Below are 23,830 nucleotides of genomic sequence, written 5' to 3'. Positions count from 1 at the left end.
TCCGGGGCCGGGTTTCCGCCATACTTGCCCCATGACCGAGCGAGAGAAGGCACTGCGATTGCTGCGGGCGCTGCGGAAGCGGATCAGCCCTGAGGTGCTGGCACGTGCCCAGAAGGCGGCATTCCTGCAGATCGGCCAGACCCCGCCGGCGGAGCCCGAGAACGAGGCGTCGCGGCTGTTCAAGCTCGCGCTGGCGAATGGTGGCGCCCGGCGGGTGGAGATCCTCCAGCAGCTCGAGCGGAAGTTCCGGCACAAGCTGAACTGAAGCGCGCCGCCCCGCGCAGGGCGGGGCCGGGTTCAGGCGGCGTTCCGGCGTTCGACGAGGACGGCCTCGGCGAGCGCGTCGATCTCCGGGCGCTGCGTGTAGATCTGTGCCGACACCCTGGCCCAGAGACCGCCTGCTAGAGCGTTGATCGGAACCTGGATCCGGCGTTCGTCGAGCAGCCGGCGGCGCAGTTCGAGGGCCTCGGGCTGGGTCGCGCCCAGGCCGTCCGGGAGCCTGACCGTGATCATCGAGCCGGTCAGGGCCGGCGGGGCGCCGACTTCGGTGTCCCAGGCCTCGGCCAGACGGCGCCCGGCCTCGACCGCCATCTCGTGGTTGTGCGTGCGGATCCGGTCGACGCCGAAGCGTTCCATGAAGGCGAGGGCATCGGGCAGGGCCAGCTGCGGCGAGGCGTCGCGCGTGCCGACCCAGTCGAATTCGGCGACGAACCCCTGGCCGTACCCGTGACTGATCACGGTGGGGTGCAGGTCGTCGCGCACCGCGTCCGCCGCCCACAGGAAGGCGCAGCCCTTCGGCGCGAACAGCCACTTGTGACAGTTCCCGGTGTACCAGTCGGCCCCGATCGTCGGCAGGTCGACCGGCAGCATGCCGGGGGCGTGCGCGCCGTCCACCAGGGTCTTCGCGCCGGCCTGCCTGGCGGCTGCCACCATCCGCGCCACCGGGAGCACCAGGGCGGTCGGCGAGGTGACGTGGTCGATCACGGCTACCCGGGTCTTTGCACTCAGGCCGGCGGCGAACGCCTGGACCAGGCTGTCCTCCGAGAACGCCGGGAACGGCAGGGCGACCTCGACGACCTTCGCGCCGCTGCGCGACGCCACCCAGCGGACCGTGTTCTTGACGGCGTTGTAGGTTTGGTCGGTGATCAGGATCTCGTCGCCGGGCGCAAAGCCGAACGAGCGCAGGATCGCGTTCACCGCCTGGGTGGCGTTCTCGACCATGGCGATCGAGCGGCCGGAAACCCCGAGATGCGCGGACAGCCGCTCGGCGGCGACCCGCAGGCCGGGCCGGAACTCGCGCTCCATGAACCGACTCGGTTCCGCCTCGAGGCGGTCCTGCCAGCGGCGCTGCGCGAGGGTGACCGCCTTCGGCGTGGCCCCGTAGGAGCCGTGGTTGAGGTAGATGGCGCCGTCCTCGAGCTGGAACAGCCGGCGGGCGGGCGCTCCGAAGGCGGGAACGTCGCTCATGGCCGGATGGTGGCGCGATTTCGCGGCCGACGCCAGACTAGTCGGCAGCATCCCCGCGGGTAACCCGCAGCCCGTCGAGATAGACCGCGTCCAACTGCGACTCCTGCAGGAACCGGAGGGCATCTGACGGCGATTCGACGATCGGCTCGGCCGGGCCGTTGAACGACGTGTTCATGACCAGCGGTATGCCGGTCCGGCGGTGGAAGTGATCGAGCACGCCATGAAACACGCCGCAGCTGGCATCGACGGTCTGGATCCGCGACGAACCGTCGACATGGGTGATCGCCGGGACCGCACGCGACCGGACCTGGGCGGTGAACAGCATGAACGGGGAGGGCGTCGGAGCCCCCTCGAACCATTCGGCGGCATGCTCGCGGAGCACCGCGGGGGCGAACGGCCGCCAGTGCTCGCGGGACTTCAGGTCGTTGACGCGCCGCCACTGCGTCTCCGGTCGCGGATCCGCCAGGATCGAGCGGTGCCCGAGGGCCCGCGGCCCGATCTCGCTGCGGCCCTCGAACCACCCGATGACGCGGCCCGACGCCAGGTCGTTCGCCGCTTCCGCGGCAGGGTCCGGCAGGCTCCGGGCCCGGACCGCCGAGCCGCAGGCGGAAACCGCGTCCGCGATCGCCTCCTGCGAGTACTGCGACCCCTGGTAGGCGAGCCCGGCCGAGTCGGAATGAAACGGTGTCCGGGGCTGGTCCATGACGTCGTGCAGCAGGGCCAGGGCGGCCCCCTGGCTCAGGCCGGAATCGTCGCAGGCCGGCGGCACGAAAACGCGCCCGTAGGGGCCATCGGCGTGGACGCGGCTGTTGGTCGGGCAGTTCAGCGCGCCGCCGCCGCCGAGGGCCAGGGTACCGACCCGCTGCCCGGCCTCCTGCAGTGCCGTCGACAGGGTATTCACGTCGTTCAGGGTGCAGGCTTCGAACAGCGCCTGGGCCGACGCCGCCACGTCGACCTCCAGGCGCCGCAGGTGCTGGGACCCGTATGCACCGGGCTCGTGACTGGCCAGCATCGCGTCGGGATCGGGATACCCGGACGCAACGACGGCGCGGGTGTGCGCCTCGAACTTGTCCAGGACGGTGAACCGGTCGGGCTTGTGGCCGGCGGCGTAGTCGTCGCCGAAGATCTCGTAGGCGTTGCCGACGAAGTCCGGCTTGTTGAACCGCGGCTCGCCGAACGGAGCCAGCCCCATCAGCTTGCCGGCACCGCCGCCGTGACCGAGGTGGAAGATCTCGGCGGTGCGCTGGTAGAGGTGGCCGTGATAGGCGTAGTTCGGGCCGATCGGGATGATCCGGTTGCCCTGGCCCAGCGCGAACAGGCCGCCGACATAGCCCGGCTCGGGCGACCAGGCATCGCCATTGTCGATCGTGTAGACGGCAGCGGACTCGGCGTCGGACTGGTAGTACGCGAGGGCGGCGTGGGCCAGGTGATGGGGAACGATCACGCCCGGCTTCTTCACGCCGCGCAGCCCGACCTCGATCGGCTGATAGCCGAAGCGGACTTCCCGCAACTCGTCGACCTTGCGAGCCCACTCCGTCACGTCGGTCCGCGCGAACCGACGCGTCCACCAGGGCGGGGTGTAGGACCATTCGAAATTCGCCAGGACGCCGCGGTCTGGGTCGATGGTGCCCAGGTCGTCGTCCAGATACTCGTTCCAGCGGATACCGGCGATCCGGCCGGCGCGCCGGGCCGCCGCCGACTGCCGCTGGCGGTACCACTCCTGGGCCCGGGCCTGGGCACGCTGCTCGCGCGGCGTGAAGCCGAGGGTGTCGTGGGTCGGGTCGGCCAGCGCGAACGAGAAAGCGTCGGGATCGACGAAGATGAACGGCCAGGACTGGGTCGAGGCGACCGCGACGGCATCGACGTCGTTCCAGTCGAGGCCGAACCGCACCAGCGCGGCCTCGATCGTCTCGGCGGTCATCAGGGCGCAGCGCTTGCGGCGCGCGAACCGTTCCCGCAGATGCACCCCGAGGGTCACGCCGTCGGCGATGGCAGTGACGCCGGCATCGTGTGCGACTGAAAGTCCGAGGACAATCATCGGAGCTCGACCTCGAACCTGCGGGAACGGGAGGATCGGCCGTGAATACGGTGGCCGGGTGCTCGAAGTCAATCGACGCAGGGTAGAAGAGACGAATGCTGCGGAACCGCGGCTGGCTCTGCTACCCTGACGTTCCGACCTCCGGAGGAGCGCCTGCTTGGCCTGGTTCGATGGCTTCGACCGCCGTGACGTCACCACGTCCGGTACGGTGATCCACGTGCGTGCCGGAGGGAGCGGGCCTCCGCTGCTGCTGCTGCACGGCCATCCGGAGACGCACCTGATGTGGCGTCACCTGGCGCACCGGCTGGCCGAGCGGTTCACCGTCGTCGCTGCCGACCTTCGCGGTTACGGCGCTTCGGGCAAGCCGCCGTCGGACGGCGACCACGCACCCTATTCCAAGCGCGCCATGGCGCGCGACATGGCCGAGGTCATGACCGCCCTGGGCCACCGGCGCTTCATGGTCGCCGGGCACGACCGGGGCGGCAGGGTCGCGCACCGCCTGGCCCGCGACCACCGGGACCGGGTCACCCGGCTCGCGGTGCTGGACATCTGTCCGACGCTCGACATGTACGAGCGGACCGACATGGCGTTCGCCCGCGCCTACTATCACTGGTTCTTCCTGATCCAACCCTACGACTACCCGGAGCGGATGATCGGGGCCGATCCGGCGTTCTACCTGCGTGCCAAGCTGGGGCGGGCGGCCGCGGCCGGCGCGTTTCCGGCCGACGTCGTGGCCGAGTACCTGCGGCACTTCGCCCGGCCCGAGACGATCCATGCGGTCTGCGAGGACTACCGGGCGAGCGCCGGCATTGACCTCGAGCACGACCGGGCCGATCGCGACCGGCCGCTGGATATCCCGGTTCTGGCCTTGTGGGGCGCGGACGGAGTCGTCGGCCGGACCTACGACGTCGCGGCGGTCTGGCAGGCCTATACGACCCGGCCGGTCCAGGGGACCGCCATTCCCGGCGGCCATTTCCTGGCCGAGGAGGCGCCGGACGAGACCCTGGCCGCACTTCTGCCGTTTTTGGAAGGGTAAGCGAACGCCATGACGCTCTTCGCACGCCTGCGCGCCTACTTCTTCGCCGGAATTCTGGTCACCGCGCCGATCGGGATCACCCTGTACCTGACGTGGCTGATCATCGACTTCATCGATGGGACGGTCACGCCGCTGATCCCGTCCCGGTACAACCCCGAGACCTATCTTCCGTTCGGCGTCCCCGGGCTCGGCTTGATCGTGGCGGTGGTCTTCCTCACCCTGATCGGCGCCCTGACCGCCGGCCTGGTCGGGCGCTGGGTGGTCAGGCTGTTCGACCGCCTGATGCAGCGCATGCCCGTGGTCCGCAACATCCACAGCGCGCTGAAGCAGATCCTTGAGACCGTGCTGGCCCAGCAGTCGAAGGCGTTCCGTCAGGTCGTGCTGGTGGAGTACCCGCGGCAGGGTATCTGGGCGCTCGGCTTCATCACCGGCGACACCGTCGGCGAGGTTCAGCACCTGACCGAGGACGACGTGGTGAACGTGTTCCTGCCGACCACGCCGAACCCGACGTCGGGCTTTCTGCTGTTCGTGCCGCGGTCGGACGTGTTCGTGCTGAGCATGACGGTCGAGGAGGGAATCAAGATGGTGGTGTCCGGCGGCATCGTCACGCCACCCGACCGTCGCCCGACCTCGCAGCAGGAACAGCCCCGAATTCCCTCGACGCGGCCGGCGGCCTGACGGTCGGGCCACCTGGATCAATAGAGCGTTAACCATCCCGCGCTATCAATGCCTGCCGTCTGGCTTCGGGCCGGGCGGCATCGGGCGTCTGACGTGTGGGGGCCATGCATTCGAACCGTCGACCGGGTCGATCCCCGGATGGGGCGAGAGCGCCGATCGCGGGTACCGATCCTGGATCGGTGCATGACGGGGCGGTGCGGGCGGAGACGGTCCGACTGCTCTATCAGTCGCCGTTCCCGGCGCTGGCCAATCTCGTCGTCGCGACGTTGCTGGTCGCCGTCGCGTGGGAGGCCGTTCCCGGCGCCTGGCTGGTTGCATGGCTGGCCGCGATGGCCCTGGCGACCGGTGTGCGCCTTGCCCTGTGGCGGGCCTTCGCCCGCTCCGGGCACGCCGGCTGCGGCGCGGTTCTCTGGGAACGCCGGATGCTGTTCGGCGTGACCGTCGTCGGGCTCCTGTGGGCGGCAACCGGGGCGGCGGTGGCGGCCGTCGACCTGCCGATCCAGGTCGAAGGCGTCGTCGCCATTTCCGTCGGCGGGATGATTGCCGGCGCGATGTTCTCGATGACTGCCAGCGCGGCGGTGTTCCGCGCCTACGTGATTCCGGCGGCGCTCGGCCCCATCGTCGGCTTCATGGCCGTCGGCGACCGGGACCACGTGGCGGTCGCCGGCATGGGGCTCGTGTACCTTCTCGTGGTGCTGCTGTGGGGCCGGAGCGCCGAACGCGCCATCGTCAACGGGATCCGGCTGCGCCTTCAGAACGAGGCGCTGGTGGCGGACCTGAAGGCCGCGCGCGACCGTGCCGACGCGGCCGAGAAGCTCAAGCAGGAGAGCTTCGCGAACCTGGGCCACGAGCTGCGGACCCCGCTGAACGCCATCATCGGCTTCGCGCAGTCGCTCGAGATCGAGCTGTGGGGGCCGTTGGGGAGCCCGCGTTACCGGGAGTACGCGCACGCCATCGGCTCCAGCGGCAGACATCTCTACGAGCTGATCCAGGGCATCCTGGACATCGCGCGGCACGACGCCGGCATCCTGGAACTCGACGAGACGCGCGTCGAGCTGGCGGGGCTGGTCGGGAACTGCGTCGGGATGATGGAGGGAGCGGCCCGCAGCAAGGGCGTGACGCTGTCCGCGAACGCGGACGGCGGCGCGGTCGCCGTGCTGGCGGACGCCACCAAGCTGCGGCAGATCCTGATCAACCTGCTGGCCAACGCGGTCCGGTTCACACCGTCGGGGGGGCGTGTGACCGTGGCCACCCGGCTGCGCGACGGCGGCGGCGTCGAAATCGAAGTGCGCGACACCGGCATCGGCTTGGCGGCGGAGGATATCCCGCGCGCGCTCGAGCCGTTCGTCCAGGTCGGGCAGGCGATGGCCGGGGACTCCGGCGGGGCCGGGCTGGGGCTGCCGCTTTCCAAGCGGCTGGCCGAACTGCACGGGGGGCGGCTCGAGATCGACAGCAACCCGGGGGACGGAACCGCCGTGCGCGTCGTCCTGCCGGCGGCCCGGGTCGTCGAGCGGCAATAGCCCGGCGTCAGGCGCCGCGCAGGTAGCGGACGGCGGCGTCGCGCTCGAACAGGTACAGCAGGACGCGGGCGGCCTGGCCGCGGGGACCGTCGAGCTCCGGGTCCTGGCCGAGCAGCAGGCGGGCGTCGTCGCGGGCTACCGGAAACAACCCGGCATGGGCCGCCGGGTCCGCCAGCTTGAACGTCGGCAGGCCGCTCTGGCGGGTGCCGAGAACCTCGCCGGCGCCGCGCAGCTTCAGGTCCTCCTCGGCGATCCGGAAGCCGTCCTCGCTCTCGCGCATCACCGCCAGCCGGGCGCGTCCGGTTTCCGTCAGCGGCGCGCCGTACAGCAGCAGGCAGGTCGAGTCCTTGTCGCCCCGGCCGATCCGGCCGCGCAGCTGGTGCAACTGGGCCAGGCCGAAGCGCTCGGCATGCTCGATGACCATGACCGTCGCGTCCGGGACGTCGACGCCGACCTCGATGACCGTGGTGGCGACCAGCAGGTCGACCGAGCCGTTCTTGAACGCGTCCATCACCGCGTCCTTCTCGGGGCCCTTCATGCGGCCGTGCACCACGCCGACCCGGTCGCCGAACCGGCGGCGCAGGGTCGAGGCCCGTTCCTCGGCGGCGGCGACGTCGAGCTTCTCGGATTCCTCGACCAGCGGGCAGACCCAGTAGACCTTGGCGCCCTGGTCGAGTTTGCGCGCGACCCCGTCGACCACCTCGCCGAGCCGGTCCAGGGGCACGGTCCTGGTGTCGATCGGCCGGCGGCCCGGCGGCTTCTCGGTCAGCCGCGACACGTCGAGGTCGCCGTAGGCCGTCATCAGCAGGGTGCGGGGGATCGGCGTGGCGGTCATGACCAGGGTGTCGACCGCCTGGCCCTTACCGCCCAGGCTCATGCGCTGGTGGACGCCGAAGCGGTGCTGCTCGTCGATCACCGCCAGCGCCAGGTCGCGGAACTCGACGCCCTCCTGGAACAGGGCGTGGGTACCGACCACGATCGAGGCGGTTCCCTCGGCGATCCGCCCGACGACGGCGGCCCGTGCCTTGCCCTTGTCGCGGCCGGTCAGGATCTCGACCCGGATTCCGGCCTTGCGGGCCAGCGGCTCGATGGTCGCGAAGTGCTGGCGCGCGAGGATCTCGGTCGGCGCCATCAGGGCGGCCTGGGCGCCGCACTCGACCGCGTTCAACATGGCGATCAGGGCGACCAGGGTCTTGCCGCTGCCGACGTCGCCCTGCAGCAGCCTCAGCATGCGAGACTCCGAGGCCATGTCGCCCTCGATCTCCGCCAGGGCCGAGCGCTGCGCGCCGGTCAGGGCGAACGGCAGGGCAGCGATCACGGCGTCGCGCAGCCGGCCGTCGCCCCGGATCGACCGGCCCTTCTGGCGTTTCATGCGGGCCCGGACCAGCGCCAGCGCCAGCTGGTTCGACAGGATCTCGTCATAGGCCAGGCGCGCGCGCGCCGGCGTCGACGGCTCCAGGTCGGCCGCATCCCCTGGCGCGTGGACCCTGCGAATGGCTTCGTCCCAGCGCGGCCAGCCGCGCTGCGCGACCAGCGACGGGCTGATCCACTCCGGCAAAGTCGGCAGGCGCTCCAGCGCGCCGCCGACCGCCTTGCCAAGGATGCGCACCGGCAGGCCCTCGGTGGTCGGGTAGGTCGGCTCGACGATGCGGATCTGGTCGGCCTCGGCCTCCGGGACGACGTGGTCGGGATGCGCCATCTGGGCGCGTCCCTGGAAGCGTTCGACCCGGCCGCTGACCACCCGCCGCTCGCCGACCGGCAGCAGCTTCTCCAGCCAGTCGCCCTTGGCGTGGAAGTAGACCAGGTCGATGTCGCCGTGGCCGTCGGTGCACACCACCCGGTACGGCCCGCGCCGGTTCGGGCTCGGCTGGTGGCGCAGCACGGTGAGGGTGAGGGTGGCGATCCGCCCTTCGGGGGCCTCGGGAATCGGCGGCGCCGGCCGGCGGTCGACCACGCCCGACGGCAGGTGCCACAGCAGGTCGACCAGCTGCGGGCCGGCGGCCTTCTCGATCAGCTTGGCGTAGCGCGGGCCGACGCCCTTGATCCGGCCGACTTCGGCGAACAGCGGGAAGAGGAGCTCCGGGCGCACGGTCGATCGGATCCGGGTTCGGTTGCGGGATGCCGGCACTGGCCGCCGGCCGGCCAAGGCTTTATACCCTAAGCCCGATCGACCGAGAGAGAGGAGACGGGGGATGGCCGCGGTGCTCGACGCCCGGCGCAAGCGCCTCTACTACCGCAGCGCCTACACCGGCACCAAGGAGACCGACGTGTTCCTCGGTGCGTTCGCCGAGCGCCACCTGGCGGAGCTCGACGACCAGCAGCTCGACGACTACGAGAAGCTCCTCGAAATCGCCGACCCGCGGCTCTACAAGTGGATCACCGCCCAGGAAACGCCGCCGGCCGAGTACGACACCCCGGTGCTGCGGATGATCCAGGCTTTCGATCTGACCGGTTGAACCGTCTCTGTCGTACCGGATGACCATGGATCTGTCGTCGTTTCCCGCCGCCGTCGGCCGGGTCACCATCGCGTCGGCCCCGGAAGGGCTCGACGCCGTCGCCCTGGTGCGGCTCGCCCGGGACCGCGGGCGGGTGCTGCACGTCGCGCGCGACGACGCGCGGCTGGCGGCGCTGGCCCGGACCATCGGCTTCGTCGACCCGGCACTCGCTGTCCTGAGCTTCCCGGCCTGGGACTGCCTGCCGTACGACCGGGTGTCGCCGAACGGCGAGATCCTCAGCCGGCGCGTCGAGACCCTGGCCGAGCTGTCGGCGATGGAGGCCGGGGACGGGCCGCTGGTGGTGCTCACCACCGTCAACGCGGTGCTGCAGCGGGTGCCGCCGCGGCGCTACTTCGAGGGCGCCTCGCTGACCCTGAAGGTCGGCCAGGAGATGCCGCTCGACGACCTGCTGGCGGTGTTCACCCGCAGCGGCTACGGCCGGACCGACACGGTGCGCGAGCCCGGCGAGTACGCGGTGCGCGGCGGTATCGTCGACGTCTTTCCGACCGGCATGGACGAGCCGGTCCGCCTCGACTTCTTCGGCGACGAGCTGGAGGCCGCGCGGCCGTTCGACGCGATGACCCAGCGGACCTCGGGCAAGCTCGACAGGGTGGTGTTCCGGCCGGTCGGCGAGACGCTGCTGGACGACCAGTCGATCCATCGCTTCCGGACCGGCTACCGGGCGCTGTTCGGCGCCGAGGTGGCCTCGGATCCGGTGTACGAGGCAGTGTCGGCCGGGCACCGGCACGGTGGCATGGAGCACTGGCTGCCGCTGTTCCACGACGGCATGGCGACCCTGCTCGACTACGTCGGCGAGGTGGCCGTCACCCTCGACCACCAGGTCGACGAGGTGGCGACCGCCCGGTTCGAGCAGATCGCCGAGTACTACGACGCCCGCCGCCAGATGCTGCGGGCCGGCGGGGCCGAGTCCGGCGGCATCTACCGGCCGTTGCCGGCCGACGCGCTGTATCTCGGCCCGGACGAATGGACGGCGCTGCTGGCCGACCGGCCGGTCGGCGCGCTGACGCCGTTCGCCGCCCCGCCGGGCGCCGCGGTCATCGACCTGGGGGCCGCCGGCGGGGTCGATTTCGCCGAGGCCCGCACCCGCGGCGGTTCGGCGGTGTACGATGCGGCGCGCGACGCGATCGCCGCCGAGGTGACCGCCGGCCGTCGGGTGGTCGTCGCCGGCTACAGCGAGGGCTCGCGCGACCGGCTGGCCAGCCTGCTGCGCGACCACGGCGTCGAACCGATCGAGCCGGTCGACAGCATGGCCGCGACCGAGGCGCTGCCGCGCTCCACCGTGGCGGCCGCCGTATTGCCGCTGGAACGCGGCTGGCGGCACGACAACCTCACGGTGATCGCCGAGCCCGACCTGGTCGGCGAGCGCATGGCCCGGCCGTCCAGCCGCCGGCGCCGGCGCGGCGAGGAGTTCCTGCAGGAGGTCGGGGCGCTCGAGGCCGGCGACTACGTCGTGCATGCCGAGCACGGCATCGGCCAGTACCTCGGCCTGGACACCCTGGAGATCGGCGGCGCCCCGCACGACTGCCTGCGGCTGGTCTATGCCGGCGGCGACAAGCTGTTCGTGCCGGTCGAGAACATCGAGATTCTGTCGCGCTACGGCTCCGAGGACAGCAACGCCCAGCTCGACAAGCTCGGCGGGGCCGCCTGGCAGGCCCGCAAGGCCCGGGTCAAGAAGCGGCTGCGCGACATGGCCGAGGGCCTGATCGCGATCGCCGCGGAGCGCGAGCTGCGCCGCACCGAGGCGCTGTATCCGCCGGCGGGCGTCTACGACGAGTTCTGCGCCCGCTTCCCGTACACCGAGACCGACGACCAGCTGAAGGCGATCGACGAGGTGCTGGGCGACCTGGCGTCGGGCCGGCCGATGGACCGGCTGGTGTGCGGCGATGTCGGCTTCGGCAAGACCGAGGTGGCGCTGCGGGCCGCGCTGGTGGTGGCGATGCAGGGCTACCAGGTGGCGGTGGTGGTGCCGACGACCCTGTTGTGCCGCCAGCACTTCCGCGGGTTCAAGGAGCGGTTCCAGGGGCTGCCGATCCGGATCGAGCAGCTGTCGCGGCTGGTCTCGAACAAGGAAGCCGCCGAGATCCGCAAGGGCATCGCCGCCGGCGACGTGAACCTGGTGGTCGGGACCCACGCGGTGCTGTCGAAGCAGATCAACTTCAACAACCTCGGCCTGCTGATCGTCGACGAGGAGCAGCATTTCGGGGTCGCCCAGAAAGAGCGGCTCAAGGACCTCCGCAAGGACGTCCACGTGCTGACCATGACCGCGACGCCGATCCCGCGGACCTTGCAGATGGCGCTGTCGGGCGTGCGCGAGCTGAGCCTGATCGCCACCCCGCCGGTCGACCGGCTGGCGGTCCGCACCTTCGTCATGCCCTATGACGGGGTGATCATCCGCGAGGCGATCCTTCGCGAGCGCTACCGCGGCGGCAAGACGTTCTACGTGTGCCCGCGGGTCGAGGATTTGAGCCGGGTGCACGACCGCCTGACCAAGCTGGTGCCGGAGGCGAAGATCGGTGTCGCGCACGGCCGCATGGGGGCGACCGAGCTCGAGGACGTGATGACCGCGTTCACCGACGGCGGCTACGACATCCTGCTGTCGACCAACATCGTCGAGTCCGGTCTGGACATCCCGAGCGCCAACACCATCGTCATCCACCGGGCCGACATGTTCGGCCTGGCCCAGCTCTATCAGCTGCGCGGGCGGGTCGGACGGTCGAAGACCCGGGCCTACGGCTACCTGACCACCCACCCGAGCAAGGTGCTGACCCCGGTCGCCAAGCGCCGGCTGGAGGTCATGCAGACCCTCGACAACCTGGGTGCCGGGTTCTCGCTGGCCAGCCACGACATGGACATCCGCGGGGCCGGCAACCTGCTGGGCGAGGAGCAGTCGGGGCACGTCAAGGAAGTCGGCATCGAGCTGTACCAGGAACTGCTGCGCGAGGCGGTCGAGGCGGCCAAGTCGGGCGAGGGGCTGGAGGTCGAGGAGAGCGGCTGGACGCCGCAGATCGCCATCGGCATGCCGGTGATGATCCCGGAGGCCTACGTGCCGGACCTGTCGGTTCGGATGAGCCTGTACCGGCGCATCGCCACCCTGTCGGACGAGGGCGAGATCGACGCCTTCGCGGCCGAACTGGTCGACCGCTTCGGCAAGCTGCCGGCCGAGGTCGAGAACCTGCTGAAGATCGTCGCCATCAAGCGGCTGTGCCGGGCCGCCGGCGTCGAGAAGGTCGATGCCGGCCCGAAGGGTGCGACCCTGGCGTTCCGCAACAACGACTTCAAGAACCCGGCCGGGCTGGTCGCCTTCATGCAGAAGCAGGCGGGAACCGTCCAGCTCCGCCCGGATCACCGGATGGTCTACCGCCGGCCCTGGGACAAGCCGGAGCAGCGCGTCGTCGGGCTCACCCGGCTGATGCAGGAACTGGTGGCGATCGCGGCTTAGCGCTGCCCTGTGGGTCCGGGCTTTACGGCCGGGATGAGGACTTAGAAGGCAACCAACGCCCTCATCCCGGCCGGAGGGGCAAGGCCCCGGAGAGCCGGGACCCAGACGACCACGGATATCAGGACGGAGAAGTCAGGCCAGGTTCGCGGCCGGCGGGCGGTTGGCGGCCTCGCTGCGCACCAGCTCGAACAGCGGATAGAACGCCTCCGGCTCCTGGGCGCCGGCCAGGGCGTAGTGCCGGTCGAAGATGAAGCAGGGCACGCCGTTGATCCCGCTCTCGTAGGCGAACCGGGTCTCCGCCAGCACGTCGGCCAGTCCCTCGTTGCCTTCGAGGAAGGCGGCGGCCTCGCCGCGCGACAGCCCGACCTCTTCCGCGAGGTCGGCGAGCCGGTCCAGGTCACCGAGATCGACGCCCTCGGTGAAGTAGGCGGTGAACAGCCGCTCGACCAGCGCGTCGCCCTGGCCCAGCGCGGTGGCGAACCGGATCAGCCGGTGGGCCCGCACGGTGTTCGGGGTCTGGGCGATCAGGTCGAAACGGAAGTCGATGCCCTCGCGCTCGCCGTTCTGCCGGATCGTCTCGTAGATCTGGCCGGCCCGCTCCGAGCCGCCGAACTTCGCTTCCAGGTAAAGTTTCCGCGGCATCCCCTGGACCGGCATGTCGGGGTTGAGCTGGAAGGCCCGCCAGCAGATCTCCACGTCGCCCTGCGGCCGTTCGCGCAGCGCGCGCTCCAGCCGGCGCTTGCCGATGAAGCACCACGGGCAGATCACGTCGGAGAAGATATCGATGCGCATTGCGACGACCGTAACGCCATCCGGCGTCTTCACTCAACCCGCTCGACTTGACGATCCTGCGAGGGCGGGAAACCCTAGGCGCCGCCACCCTGGCCCCGACATTCATTCAGAGCCCCGATGAGCGCCTCGATCTACGACCGCGACCTGCCTGCCGGACCGGCCAATCACGCGCCGCTGACGCCGCTGGATTTCCTGGACCGGGCGGCGAGCACCTATCCCGACAAGGTGGCGGTGGTGCACGGCGAGGCCGGCTGGACCTACGGCGAGATGTACGCCCGTTGCCGGCGGCTGGCGTCGGCTCTGGCGGCCCGCGGTATCGGTGTCGGCGACACCGTCTCGATCCTGGCGCCCAATACCCCGGCAATGCTGGAGGCGCATTACGGGGTGCCGATGGCGGGGGCGGTGCTGAACGCCATCAACATCCGGCTCGACGCCCAGGCGATCGGCTTCATCCTGGACCACGGGGAGTCGAAGCTGGTGCTGGTCGACCGCGAGTTCACCGGCGTGATGGCGGAGGCGGTCGCGGCCAGCGCGACCAGGCCGCCCGTCGTCTGGATCGACGATCTGCTGGCCGAATCGGGCGAGCCGCTCGGCGAGATGGAGTACGAGGAGCTGCTGGCGACCGGCGATCCCGCGTATGCCTGGACGCGCCCCGGGGACGAGTGGAAGGCACTGGCGCTGAACTACACCAGCGGCACCACCGGCAATCCGAAGGGAGTGGTGTTCCACCACCGCGGCGGGTTCCTGAACGCCATGGGCAACGCCATCGCCTTCGGCCTGGACGACAGCACCCGGTATCTCTGGACCCTGCCGATGTTCCACTGCAACGGCTGGACCTACACCTGGGCGGTGACCGCGGTGTGCGGCACCCATGTCTGCCTGCGCCGGGTCGATCCGGCGCTGATCTTCCCGGCGATCGCCGAGCATCGGGTCACTCACATGTGCGGCGCGCCGATCGTGCTGACCATGCTGATCCACGCCCCGGACGCGGTGAAGCGGCGGTTCGACCACACGGTCGCCATCGGCACCGGCGGGGCGGCGCCGCCGAGCGCGGTGATCGCCGGCATGGAGCGCATGGGCTTCAAGGTGACCCATTTATACGGCCTGACCGAGACCTACGGGCCGTCGACGATCTGCGCCTGGCCGCCGGAATGGGACGCCCTCGACCTCGACGCCAAGGCCCGCAAGATGGCGCGCCAGGGCGTGTGGTACCCGACCATCGAGGGCATGCGTGTGGTCGACACCGAGACCGGCCGCGACGTTCCCGACGACGGCGAGACCATCGGCGAGCTCTGGCTGCGCGGCAACACGGTAATGAAGGGGTACCTGAAGAACCCGAAGGCGACCGCCGAGGCGCTGGCCGAGGGCTGGTTCCATACCGGCGACCTGGCGGTGATGCACGGCGACGGCTACATCGAGGTCAAGGACCGCTCCAAGGACATCATCATCTCCGGCGGCGAGAACATCTCGTCCCTGGAGGTCGAGGACGTGCTGTTCCGGCATCCGAAGATCATGGAGGCCGCGGTGGTGGCCCGCCCGGACGACAAGTGGGGCGAGACGCCGTGCGCCTTCGTCACCGTCAAGCCCGGCGCCGAACTGACCGCCGAGGAGGTGATCGCCTACTGCCGCGAGAACCTGGCGCACTTCAAGGCGCCGCGGACCATCGTGTTCTGCGAGCTGCCGAAGACCTCGACCGGCAAGATCCAGAAGTTCGTGCTGCGCGAGCGGGCGGGGGCGTTGTAGTGGGGCGTTGTAGTCAGGCGTCCTCGTCGAGTTCGGCGAAGTCCGGCGGCGCCGCGTCGATCGCCCGGCCGTCGCGGATGACGATGCGGTCGCCCTGCGGCCGCGCGATCAGCTCGTCGTAGCGCCGCGCGCTGAACAGGATCAGGTCGGCCGGTGCGCCGACCGCGATCCGGCCGGCCGCGATGCCCATGACGGTGGCCGGGGTGCGCGCGACTGCGGCCGGCCAGGGCGCCACCGGAAGGTCCAGATGGCCGAGCCGGACGGCGGCGCGGAACACTTCCATCAGGTCGAGATCGCCGTAGGCGTGGAACGGGTCGCGGGTGTTGTCGCTGGCGACCGACACCGCGATCCCGTGGCCGGCCATTTCCAGCAGCGGAGCGAGGCCGCGCAGGCGCGGGCTGCGGCCGGGAGCGCGATCCTGAAGGTAGAGGTTGCAGAGCGGCAGCGAGACCGCGGCCACGCCCAGGTCCGCCATCCGGGCCATGCTGGCGGCCGCCTCGGCGTCGGCGCGCGCCGACAGGCTGCACAGGTGACCGAGCGTGACCGGCCCGTCGAACCCGGTGCGCTCGATGGCGTCCAGCACCCGGTCGACTTCGTGGATCGCGGGGTCGAGGGTCTCGTCGACGTGCATGTCGACGGCCAGGCCGTGGTCGGCGGCCAAGGTGAACACCCGGTCGAGCAGGGCGTCGGCCTCGGGCACCGGATAGGTCACCGCGCCCAGGACGCCGCCGTGATCGACGACCAGGGCGGCGATCCGCCGGGCGTAGTCCAGGTCGGCGTAGCCGGCAATCGACAGCAGCGACACCGGCTGGATTGCGATCCGCCCGGCCCAGGCCTCGCGTACCGGCGCCAGCGCCCGCCACGAGCGCTCCGGATCGTCTTGGGAGGTGTCGAGGTGCGTGCGGACGGCGACCGTGCCGTGGGCGTAGGCGCACTTCAGGGCGAACTCCATGCGCCGGCGGATGTCTTCGGCCGTCCAGCGGGTGCCGCGGTCGCCGGGGACGGCGGCGAGCGCGCCGTCGAAATCGGCGGTCGGGTTCGGCGCGCGTGGCAGGATGTGACCCTTGTCGAGATGGACGTGCAGGTCGACCAGCCCCGGCCAGACCTGCCGGCTCCGGCGGTCGACCAGAGGAATGTCGCCCGTGCCTGTGCCGGGCGGGGCGACGTCGGCGACCTGGCCACCTTCGACGAGGATGTCGCACAGGGTCAGGCCGTCGGGGCCCGGCGCGAGCGGCGAGTCGAGCAGGACGGAGGGCACGGCGGCCCGGGCCAGGACGTAGCGGCCAGACGTCGGAATCATCATTCCTCGCGGCGCGCCGCGCTTTCGTGCCAGCGGCGCAGGATCGGGAGCGGTTGGCCGGGACGGTGGCCGGACCGGCCGGCGAGATCAACGACAAAACGACAACATATTCGGGACCGGTTGCCGCCATCCGGGCGGCCGAACCGCAGGCGGGTCGCCCTCGGCCGACCCGTGGCGGAGTGCCGGTGGCGGCGTCCGGCAGAGCGGCCGCTCTTGATGTCCGGCCCCGGCGTCGTTATCTAGCCGGGCCTTCAGACCAGGGACACACTCGTCATGAGCTCGCTCGCCGAGGAGGTCGCCCGGCGCCGGACTTTCGCGATCATCTCGCACCCGGACGCCGGCAAGACCACGCTGACCGAGAAGCTGCTGCTGTTCGGCGGTGCCATCCAGCTCGCCGGTGCCGTCAAGGCGCGCGGCCAGGCCCGGCGTGCGCGCTCGGACTGGATGAAGGTCGAGCAGGAGCGCGGCATCTCGGTCGCCTCGTCGGTGATGACCTACGACTACGCCGGACGGACCTTCAATCTGTTGGACACCCCCGGCCACGAGGATTTCTCGGAGGACACCTACCGGACCCTGACCGCGGTCGACTCGGCGGTGATGGTGATCGACGCCGCCAAGGGCATCGAGGAGCAGACCCGCAAGCTGTTCGAGGTCTGCCGGCTGCGCGACGTGCCGATCGTCACCTTCGTCAACAAGCTGGACCGCGAGAGCCGCGACCCGTTCGAGCTGCTGGACGAGGTCGAGCAGACCCTGGCGCTCGACGTCTCGCCGGCGAGTTGGCCGATCGGCATGGGCTCGCGGTTCAAGGGCTGCTACGACCTGCTGCGCGACCAGCTCATCCTGGTCGAGCGCGGATCGCACGACCGGCCGGCCGAAGGCATCCAGTGCAGCGGCCTAGACGACCCCAAGCTCGACGAGCTGCTGCCGGCCGACCAGGTCCGGGAGCTGCGCGAGCAGGTCGAGATGGTGCGCGGCCTGTGCCCGGAGTTCGACCTCGAGGCGTTCCGCCACGGCACCATGACGCCGGTGTTCTTCGGCAGCGCCCTGAACAATTTCGGGGTGCGCGAACTGCTGGAGGGGGTGGCGGAGTTCTCGCCGCCGCCGCGGCCGCAGCCGGCGGTCGAGCGGGCGATCGACCCGGCCGAGGACAAGGTCTCGGCGTTCGTCTTCAAGATCCAGGCGAACATGGACCCCAAGCACCGCGACCGCATCGCCTTCGTGCGGCTCAGCTCCGGCCACTTCAGGCGCGGCATGAAGCTGAAGCACATCCGCAGCGGCAAGGTGCTGACCATGCACAACCCGGTGCTGTTCCTGGCCCGCGACCGCGAGACCGCGGAAGAGGCCTGGCCGGGCGACATCATCGGCATCCCTAACCACGGCAACCTGCGGATCGGCGACACCCTGACCGAGGGCGAGGAGCTGCACGTCACCGGCATTCCGAGCTTCGCGCCGGAACTGCTGCAGCGGGTGCGGCCGACCGACCCGATGAAGATGAAGCACCTGTCGCGGGCGGTCGAGCAGCTGGCGGAGGAGGGGGCTGCCAAGGCGTTCAAGACCCGCCTCGGCAGCCAGTGGATCGTCGGCGTCGTCGGCGCCCTGCAGTTCGAGGTTCTGGCCGACCGGATCCGCACCGAATACGACGTGCCGGTCACCTTCGAGACCGCCGGGCTGCATACAGCGCGCTGGATCGCCGCCGACGACCCGGCCGAGCTGAAGCGCTTCACCGACGCCCACCAGGGCGATCTGGCGGAGGACCACGACGGCGACCCGGTGTTCCTGGCGCGCAACGGCTGGCATCTCAAGCACACCACCGACACCTGGCCCAAGCTGCGGTTCCTGGCGACCAAGGAACAGGTCAACTGAGCCGCCCGGCGGCTGCCATCGTCCTGTCATTGAATCGTCGATTGCCGCCGGCATCGCCGCGCGGCAAAGTTCGGCCATGACGAACGAGACTGCGACCGCCGAAAGCCTGCTCGACCGCACGCTTCGGAACCTCAGATCGGCCTGGACCGAGTTCTCGGATTCCACCCGCTACTATCTTTCGGGCGCGCCGCGGCCGGATCTGCCCGGCGACGATCTGGCCAAGATCCGCCAGCAGATGCTGGACTGCCTGGAGGCCAAGGGCGGGGAAGTCTCGGCGCGGGCCCGCGCAGCCGAGCTCGGGCGTTCGTATCTGGCCCTGAACGCGACCGGGCGACATCGGTTCCTGGCCCTGCTGGCCGAGCAGTTCGGCCCCGACCGCGAGGAGGTGTCGGCGGCGGTCGCGGTGCTGCAGGATGCCGAGAGCGAGGAGGACCGCCGGCGGGCCGAGCGCCGGCTGCGCGAAGCGCTGGTGCCGCACTGGCGGCGGCTGCTCACCCGGTTCACTGCACTGCCGGAAGGGGTGAAGTTCCTGGTCGACCTGCGGGCGGAACTGCTGCCGATGGCCAGGAAGTCGCCGGAGCTGGCGGACCTCGACGCCGACCTGCGGGAACTTCTGGCGGCCTGGTTCGACGTCGGGCTGCTGGAACTGCGGCGCATCACCTGGGAGGCGCCGGCGGCGCTGCTGGAGAAGCTGATCGCCTACGAGGCGGTGCACAAGATCCGCTCGTGGGAGGACCTGAAGAACCGCCTCGATTCCGACCGCCGCTGCTTCGCCTACTTCCACCCGAACATGCCGCAGGAGCCGCTGATCTTCGTCGAGGTCGCGCTGGTCGACGGCATGTCCGACGGCGTGCAGGCGCTGCTCGACGAGAGCGCGCCGTCGACCGATCCGAAGGCGGCGAACACCGCGATCTTCTACTCGATCTCGAACGCCCAGCGCGGGCTGGCCGGCATCAGCTTCGGCAACTTCCTGATCAAGCGCGTCGTCGACGTGCTGGAGCACGAGTTCCCGAATCTGAAGACCTTCGCGACCCTGTCCCCGATTCCCGGATTCGGCAGTTGGTACGCGGAGGCGATCAAGGTCGGCGAAGGGCCGAAGCTGACGGCGTCGGAGCGGCGCGGCGTGCTGCAGGCACTGGGGCTGGAGGACGACGGCACCAGCGACACCGACCTGGTCGAGCGGGCGTTGGCGGTCGAGCAGTGGTGGACCGACCCGGCGCTGGCCGACGCGGTCAAGGCGCCGATGATGCGGCTGGCGGCGCGCTACCTGATGACCGCAAAGCGCGGCAACGGCACGGCGCGCGATCCGGTCGCCCATTTCCACCTGTCGAACGGCGCCCGGATGGAACGGCTGAACTGGCTCGGGGATCCGTCCCCGAACGGGCTGCGGCAGTCCCGCGGCATGATGATCAACTATCTCTACAAGCTGAGCGAGATCGACGACAACCACGAGGCCTACTCCGACGGGGGTCGGGTCACCGCGTCGTCGGCGATGCGGGCGCTCGCACGTTCCTGAACGGCCGCGAGCCGGCTCGGGTCCCCGCGGTTGACGCGGGGGGCGAGGTCATATAGCAGTGCGCCTCCTGACGTAGGGCGCGCAACGCTCGGCGCGGGTGTGGTGGAACTGGTAGACACGCTGGATTTAGGTTCCAGTGGCGCAAGCCATGGGGGTTCAAGTCCCTCCACCCGCACCACTCGTGCCGGTCGGACCGCGACCGCGGGCCCTTGATCGACCGGGTGTGTTCCATGCAAGTCAACGAGACCCTCAACGAGGGACTGAAGCGCGAATTCGAGATCGTCGTCCCGGCTTCGGAGATCGAAGCCGAACTCGACGGGCGGCTGGCCGAACTGGCGCCGCAGATGAGCCTGCCGGGCTTCCGCCCGGGCAAGGTTCCGCCGTCGCTGCTGAAGGCGCGCTACGGCGATTCCCTGCTGGGCGAGATCCTCGAGAAGGCGGTCAACAGCAATACCGAGATGGCGCTGAACGAGCGCGGTCTCCGGCCGGCCGTGCAGCCGCGCGTCGAGATCACCGCCTACGACAAGGGCAAGGACCTCGAGTACAAGGTTTCGGTCGAGCTGATGCCGGAGATCGAGCCGATCGACTTCAGCACGCTGACGGTCGAGCGGACCGTCGCGTCCGTCGACGACAAGGCGGTCGACGAGGCGCTCGAGCGCATGGCCGGCCAGCAGAAGGACAGCGAGCCGGTGACCGAGGACCGCGGCGCGGCCGAGGGCGACGTCGTGGTCATCGACTTCGAGGGCAAGATCGACGGCGTCGCGTTCGACGGCGGCGCGGCCCAGGACCACCACCTCGAGCTCGGCTCCAACACCTTCATCCCGGGTTTCGAGGGCCAGCTCGTCGGCGCCAAGGCCGGCGACAGCCGCGATGTGACCGTCAGCTTCCCGGACGACTACCAGGCCTCGCACCTGGCCGGTAAGGAGGCGGTGTTCGGCGTGACCGTGAAGGAGCTGCGGGCTCCGAAGCCGGTCGCCATCGACGACGAGTTCGCCAAGCGCTTCGGGCTCGACGACCTGCAGGCGCTGCGCGACGCGGTGCGCGAACAGATGCAGGGCGAATTCGCCGAGGCGGCGCGCGCCAAGACCAAGCGGTCGCTGCTCGACGCGCTGGCCGAGCGACACAGCTTCGGGGTCCCGCCGGGCATGGTCGAGGAGGAGTATCGCGGGATCGTCCACCAGGTGGTCGCGCACTCCGGGGGCGAGACCGGGCACGATCATGACCACGACCATGATCACGATCATGACCACGACCACGACCACGATCATCACGACCATTCCGGCCATCCGTCGGAGGACGAGAAGATTTCCGAGGAGGATCGCGCCGAGTACCGGCAGATCGCCGAGCGCCGGGTGCGCCTCGGGCTCCTGCTCTCCGAGGTCGGCCGGATGAACAACATCCAGGTCACCGACGAGGAGGTGACCAACGCCATCCGATCGCAGGCGGCGCGGTTCCCCGGCCAGGAGCGGTTCGTCTTCGAGTACTACCAGAAGAACCCGGAGGCGCTGGCCCAGGTGCGGGCGCCGCTGTTCGAGGACAAGGTCGTCGACTTCATTCTCGAGATGGCGACCGTCACCGAGAAGCAGGTGACGCCGGAGCAGTTGTTCGCCGAGGACGACGCCGACGAGGCGGCCGAGGAGCAGAAGGCCGAGGAGGCGAAGCCGAAGGCCAAGCCGAAGGCGAAGAAGACCAAGGCGAAGGCGAAGACCGACGACGCTCAGGAGACCTCGGCCGAGTGATCTCCGGCCGCGGTCACGTCGGGCTGGCGATCCGGCCCGACGCACCCCATATTGCGCTGACTGCTTCGAACTGGCCCGGACCCGGGCCACGACACCAGGACGAAGGTACGGCATCGATGTCCAGCCCGCACGAAATCACCATGAACTCCCTCGTGCCGATGGTGGTCGAGCAGACCAACCGCGGGGAGCGGGCCTACGACATCTACTCGCGGCTGCTGAAGGAGCGGATCATCTTCGTGATGGGGCCGATCAACGACGCGGTCGCGAGCGTGGTGTGCGCCCAGTTGCTGTTCCTGGAGGCGGAGAACCCGACCAAGGACATCGCCATGTACATCAACTCGCCGGGCGGCATCGTGACCTCCGGCCTCGCGATGTACGACACCATGGAGTACATCCGCCCGGAGGTCTCGACGGTCTGCATCGGCCATGCCGCCTCGATGGGCTCGCTGCTGCTGGCGGCCGGCGCTCCCGGCAAGCGGTTCTGCCTGCCGAACGCGAAGGTGATGATCCATCAGCCGTCCGGCGGCTTCCAGGGCCAGGCGACCGACATCGAGATCCACGCCCGCGAGATCATCCGCACCCGCGAGCGGCTCAACCAGATCTACGTCAAGCACACCGGTCGCTCGATGGACGAGATCGAGAAGGGCATGGACCGCGACAACTTCATGACCGCCGAGGAGGCCAAGGGGTTCGGCCTGATCGACGAGGTCATCGAGAAGCGGCCGACGCCCGTCGAGACCGACAAGACCGGCGCGTGACCGCGCGTTGCAGGCGCGACGAAGCCACATCGTGCCCTCGGTTAAGGAAATTTTACCGAGGTCCGTGGTCTTTTTCGCATTGTCGCCCCGGAAACCGGGCGGCTAACATAAATCCGGTGGACCAGACGACCAGGACCGAGAAACCATGAGCAAGTCCGGTAGCGGCGGCGGGGGCGATTCCAAGAACACCCTCTACTGCTCGTTCTGCGGGAAGAGCCAGCACGAGGTCCGCAAGCTCATCGCGGGGCCGACGGTCTTCATCTGCGACGAGTGTGTCGAACTCTGCATGGACATCATCCGTGAGGAGCACAAGACCACCCTCGTGAAGTCGCGCGACGGCGTTCCGACGCCTGGCGACATCTGCCAGGTGCTCGACGACTACGTGATCGGCCAGGGCAAGGCGAAGCGCATTCTGTCGGTGGCGGTGCACAACCACTACAAGCGGCTGGCGCATGGGCAGAAGAACAACGACGTCGAACTCGCCAAGTCGAACATTCTGCTGATCGGCCCGACCGGCTGCGGCAAGACCCTGCTGGCGCAGACCCTGGCGCGCATCATCGACGTGCCGTTCACCATGGCCGACGCGACGACCCTGACCGAGGCCGGCTACGTCGGCGAGGATGTCGAGAACATCATCCTCAAGCTGCTGCAGGCGGCCGACTACAACGTCGAGCGGGCGCAGCGCGGCATCGTCTACATCGACGAGGTCGACAAGATCAGCCGCAAGTCGGACAACCCGTCGATCACCCGCGACGTGTCGGGCGAGGGCGTGCAGCAGGCGCTGCTGAAGATCATGGAGGGCACGGTCGCCAGCGTGCCGCCGCAGGGCGGCCGCAAGCATCCGCAGCAGGAGTTCCTGCAGGTCGACACCACCAACATCCTGTTCATCTGCGGCGGCGCCTTCGCCGGGCTCGAGAAGATCATCTCGAACCGGTCGAAGGGATCCTCGATCGGCTTCGGCGCCGACGTCCGGGCCCCGGACGACCGCCGCACCGGCGAGATCCTGCGGGAGGTCGAACCGGAGGATCTCCTGAAGTTCGGCCTCATCCCGGAGTTCGTCGGGCGTCTGCCGGTGCTGGCGACGCTCGAGGATCTGGAGGAGGAGGCCTTGGTCGACATCCTCACCAAGCCGAAGAACGCCCTGGTCAAGCAGTACCAGCGGCTGTTCGAGATGGAGGACGTCAGGCTGGAGTTCCGCGACGACGCGCTGCGGGCGATCGCGCGCAAGGCGATCGACCGGAAGACCGGGGCCCGCGGCCTGCGCTCCATCATGGAAAGCATCCTGCTCGACCCGATGTACGACCTGCCGTCGCTGGAAGGCGTCGACGAGATCATCATCAACGGGGACGTCGTGAGCCAGGGCGCCAAACCCATCATGGTCCACGCCGAGCGTCGCGAGGACGTCAGTACCGGCGCTTGAACGTT

The 23,830-nt window shown here is 69.9% G+C and carries 17 protein-coding genes and 1 tRNA gene; 13 read left to right on the top strand and 5 right to left on the bottom strand.

The genetic code is table 11. The features are described from left to right. Positions 1-31: 31 nt before the first annotated feature. A complete protein-coding gene (locus IE246_RS09295) occupies positions 32-265 on the top strand; it encodes a hypothetical protein (protein ID WP_189988659.1) in 234 nt (77 codons plus the stop codon). Between the two features lie 32 nt (positions 266-297). Here IE246_RS09295 and IE246_RS09290 read toward each other — a convergent pair whose 3' ends face one another. Further along, the gene (locus IE246_RS09290; protein WP_229836760.1) at positions 298-1,467 is read right to left on the bottom strand and encodes an aminotransferase class V-fold PLP-dependent enzyme; all 1,170 of its coding nucleotides are present in this window, start codon (positions 1,465-1,467) and stop codon (positions 298-300) included. Positions 1,468-1,504: 37 nt separating this feature from the next. Then, a complete protein-coding gene (locus IE246_RS09285) occupies positions 1,505-3,505 on the bottom strand; it encodes a carbamoyltransferase C-terminal domain-containing protein (RefSeq protein ID WP_189988658.1) in 2,001 nt (666 codons plus the stop codon). A gap of 157 nt (positions 3,506-3,662) precedes the next feature. Between IE246_RS09285 and IE246_RS09280 the strand changes: the two genes are divergently transcribed. From IE246_RS09280 to IE246_RS09270, 3 genes are all read left to right on the top strand, one after another. Next, positions 3,663-4,541, top strand: coding sequence for an alpha/beta fold hydrolase (locus tag IE246_RS09280; RefSeq protein WP_189988657.1), 879 nt, complete (start codon positions 3,663-3,665; stop codon positions 4,539-4,541). A gap of 9 nt (positions 4,542-4,550) precedes the next feature. Continuing rightward, positions 4,551-5,219 (top strand): DUF502 domain-containing protein, encoded by a 669-nt coding sequence (locus tag IE246_RS09275; RefSeq protein ID WP_189988656.1) that lies wholly within the window; start codon positions 4,551-4,553, stop codon positions 5,217-5,219. Positions 5,220-5,413: 194 nt separating this feature from the next. Further along, on the top strand, positions 5,414-6,739 hold the full coding sequence (locus IE246_RS09270; RefSeq protein ID WP_189988655.1) for a sensor histidine kinase: 1,326 nt from the start codon (positions 5,414-5,416) through the stop codon (positions 6,737-6,739). A gap of 7 nt (positions 6,740-6,746) precedes the next feature. Here IE246_RS09270 and recG read toward each other — a convergent pair whose 3' ends face one another. Next, positions 6,747-8,828 (bottom strand): ATP-dependent DNA helicase RecG, encoded by a 2,082-nt coding sequence (recG, locus tag IE246_RS09265; RefSeq protein ID WP_189988654.1) that lies wholly within the window; start codon positions 8,826-8,828, stop codon positions 6,747-6,749. 103 nt (positions 8,829-8,931) lie between these two features. On the opposite strand from recG, the gene IE246_RS09260 reads away from it, so the two are divergent. Together IE246_RS09260 and mfd are read left to right on the top strand one after the other, a co-directional pair. Next, the gene (locus IE246_RS09260; protein WP_189988653.1) at positions 8,932-9,195 is read left to right on the top strand and encodes an FAD assembly factor SdhE; all 264 of its coding nucleotides are present in this window, start codon (positions 8,932-8,934) and stop codon (positions 9,193-9,195) included. Positions 9,196-9,214: 19 nt separating this feature from the next. After that, positions 9,215-12,694 carry a transcription-repair coupling factor gene (mfd, locus tag IE246_RS09255; protein WP_189988652.1) on the top strand — a complete coding sequence of 1,160 codons (3,480 nt, stop codon included), beginning with the start codon at positions 9,215-9,217 and terminating at the stop codon, positions 12,692-12,694. Between the two features lie 132 nt (positions 12,695-12,826). Here the strand turns inward: mfd and IE246_RS09250 are convergent, their stop codons facing one another. Beyond that, positions 12,827-13,486, bottom strand: coding sequence for a DsbA family oxidoreductase (locus IE246_RS09250; RefSeq protein WP_189988651.1), 660 nt, complete (start codon positions 13,484-13,486; stop codon positions 12,827-12,829). A gap of 117 nt (positions 13,487-13,603) precedes the next feature. On the opposite strand from IE246_RS09250, the gene IE246_RS09245 reads away from it, so the two are divergent. Continuing rightward, complete coding sequence (locus IE246_RS09245; RefSeq protein WP_189988650.1) at positions 13,604-15,229, top strand: acyl-CoA synthetase; 1,626 nt, start codon at positions 13,604-13,606, stop codon at positions 15,227-15,229. Positions 15,230-15,242: 13 nt separating this feature from the next. Here the strand turns inward: IE246_RS09245 and IE246_RS09240 are convergent, their stop codons facing one another. After that, positions 15,243-16,529 carry a cytosine deaminase gene (locus tag IE246_RS09240; protein ID WP_189988649.1) on the bottom strand — a complete coding sequence of 429 codons (1,287 nt, stop codon included), beginning with the start codon at positions 16,527-16,529 and terminating at the stop codon, positions 15,243-15,245. Positions 16,530-16,802: 273 nt separating this feature from the next. On the opposite strand from IE246_RS09240, the gene IE246_RS09235 reads away from it, so the two are divergent. From IE246_RS09235 to clpX, 6 genes are all read left to right on the top strand, one after another. Beyond that, a complete protein-coding gene (locus IE246_RS09235; protein WP_189988648.1) occupies positions 16,803-18,392 on the top strand; it encodes a peptide chain release factor 3 in 1,590 nt (529 codons plus the stop codon). 76 nt (positions 18,393-18,468) lie between these two features. Next, positions 18,469-19,908, top strand: a complete 1,440-nt coding sequence (locus IE246_RS09230; RefSeq protein WP_189988647.1) for a malonyl-CoA decarboxylase — start codon at positions 18,469-18,471, stop codon at positions 19,906-19,908. Positions 19,909-20,001: 93 nt separating this feature from the next. Continuing rightward, positions 20,002-20,086: transfer RNA gene (locus IE246_RS09225), tRNA-Leu, on the top strand. A 52-nt stretch (positions 20,087-20,138) separates the two neighbouring features. Continuing rightward, on the top strand, positions 20,139-21,647 hold the full coding sequence (gene tig / locus IE246_RS09220; RefSeq protein WP_189988646.1) for a trigger factor: 1,509 nt from the start codon (positions 20,139-20,141) through the stop codon (positions 21,645-21,647). A 140-nt stretch (positions 21,648-21,787) separates the two neighbouring features. Beyond that, positions 21,788-22,405 carry an ATP-dependent Clp endopeptidase proteolytic subunit ClpP gene (gene clpP, locus IE246_RS09215; protein WP_373297866.1) on the top strand — a complete coding sequence of 206 codons (618 nt, stop codon included), beginning with the start codon at positions 21,788-21,790 and terminating at the stop codon, positions 22,403-22,405. A 145-nt stretch (positions 22,406-22,550) separates the two neighbouring features. Further along, entirely contained in the window at positions 22,551-23,825 is a 1,275-nt protein-coding gene (gene clpX, locus IE246_RS09210) for an ATP-dependent Clp protease ATP-binding subunit ClpX (protein ID WP_189988644.1), read from the top strand. Positions 23,826-23,830: the final 5 nt, after the last annotated feature.

It is taken from the genome of Thalassobaculum fulvum (assembly GCF_014652915.1).
GTDB classification, from domain to species: Bacteria; Pseudomonadota; Alphaproteobacteria; order Thalassobaculales; family Thalassobaculaceae; genus Thalassobaculum_A; species Thalassobaculum_A fulvum.
The sequence above is the reverse complement of the archived record's forward strand: the minus strand, read 5'-3'. Positions and strand labels throughout refer to the sequence as shown.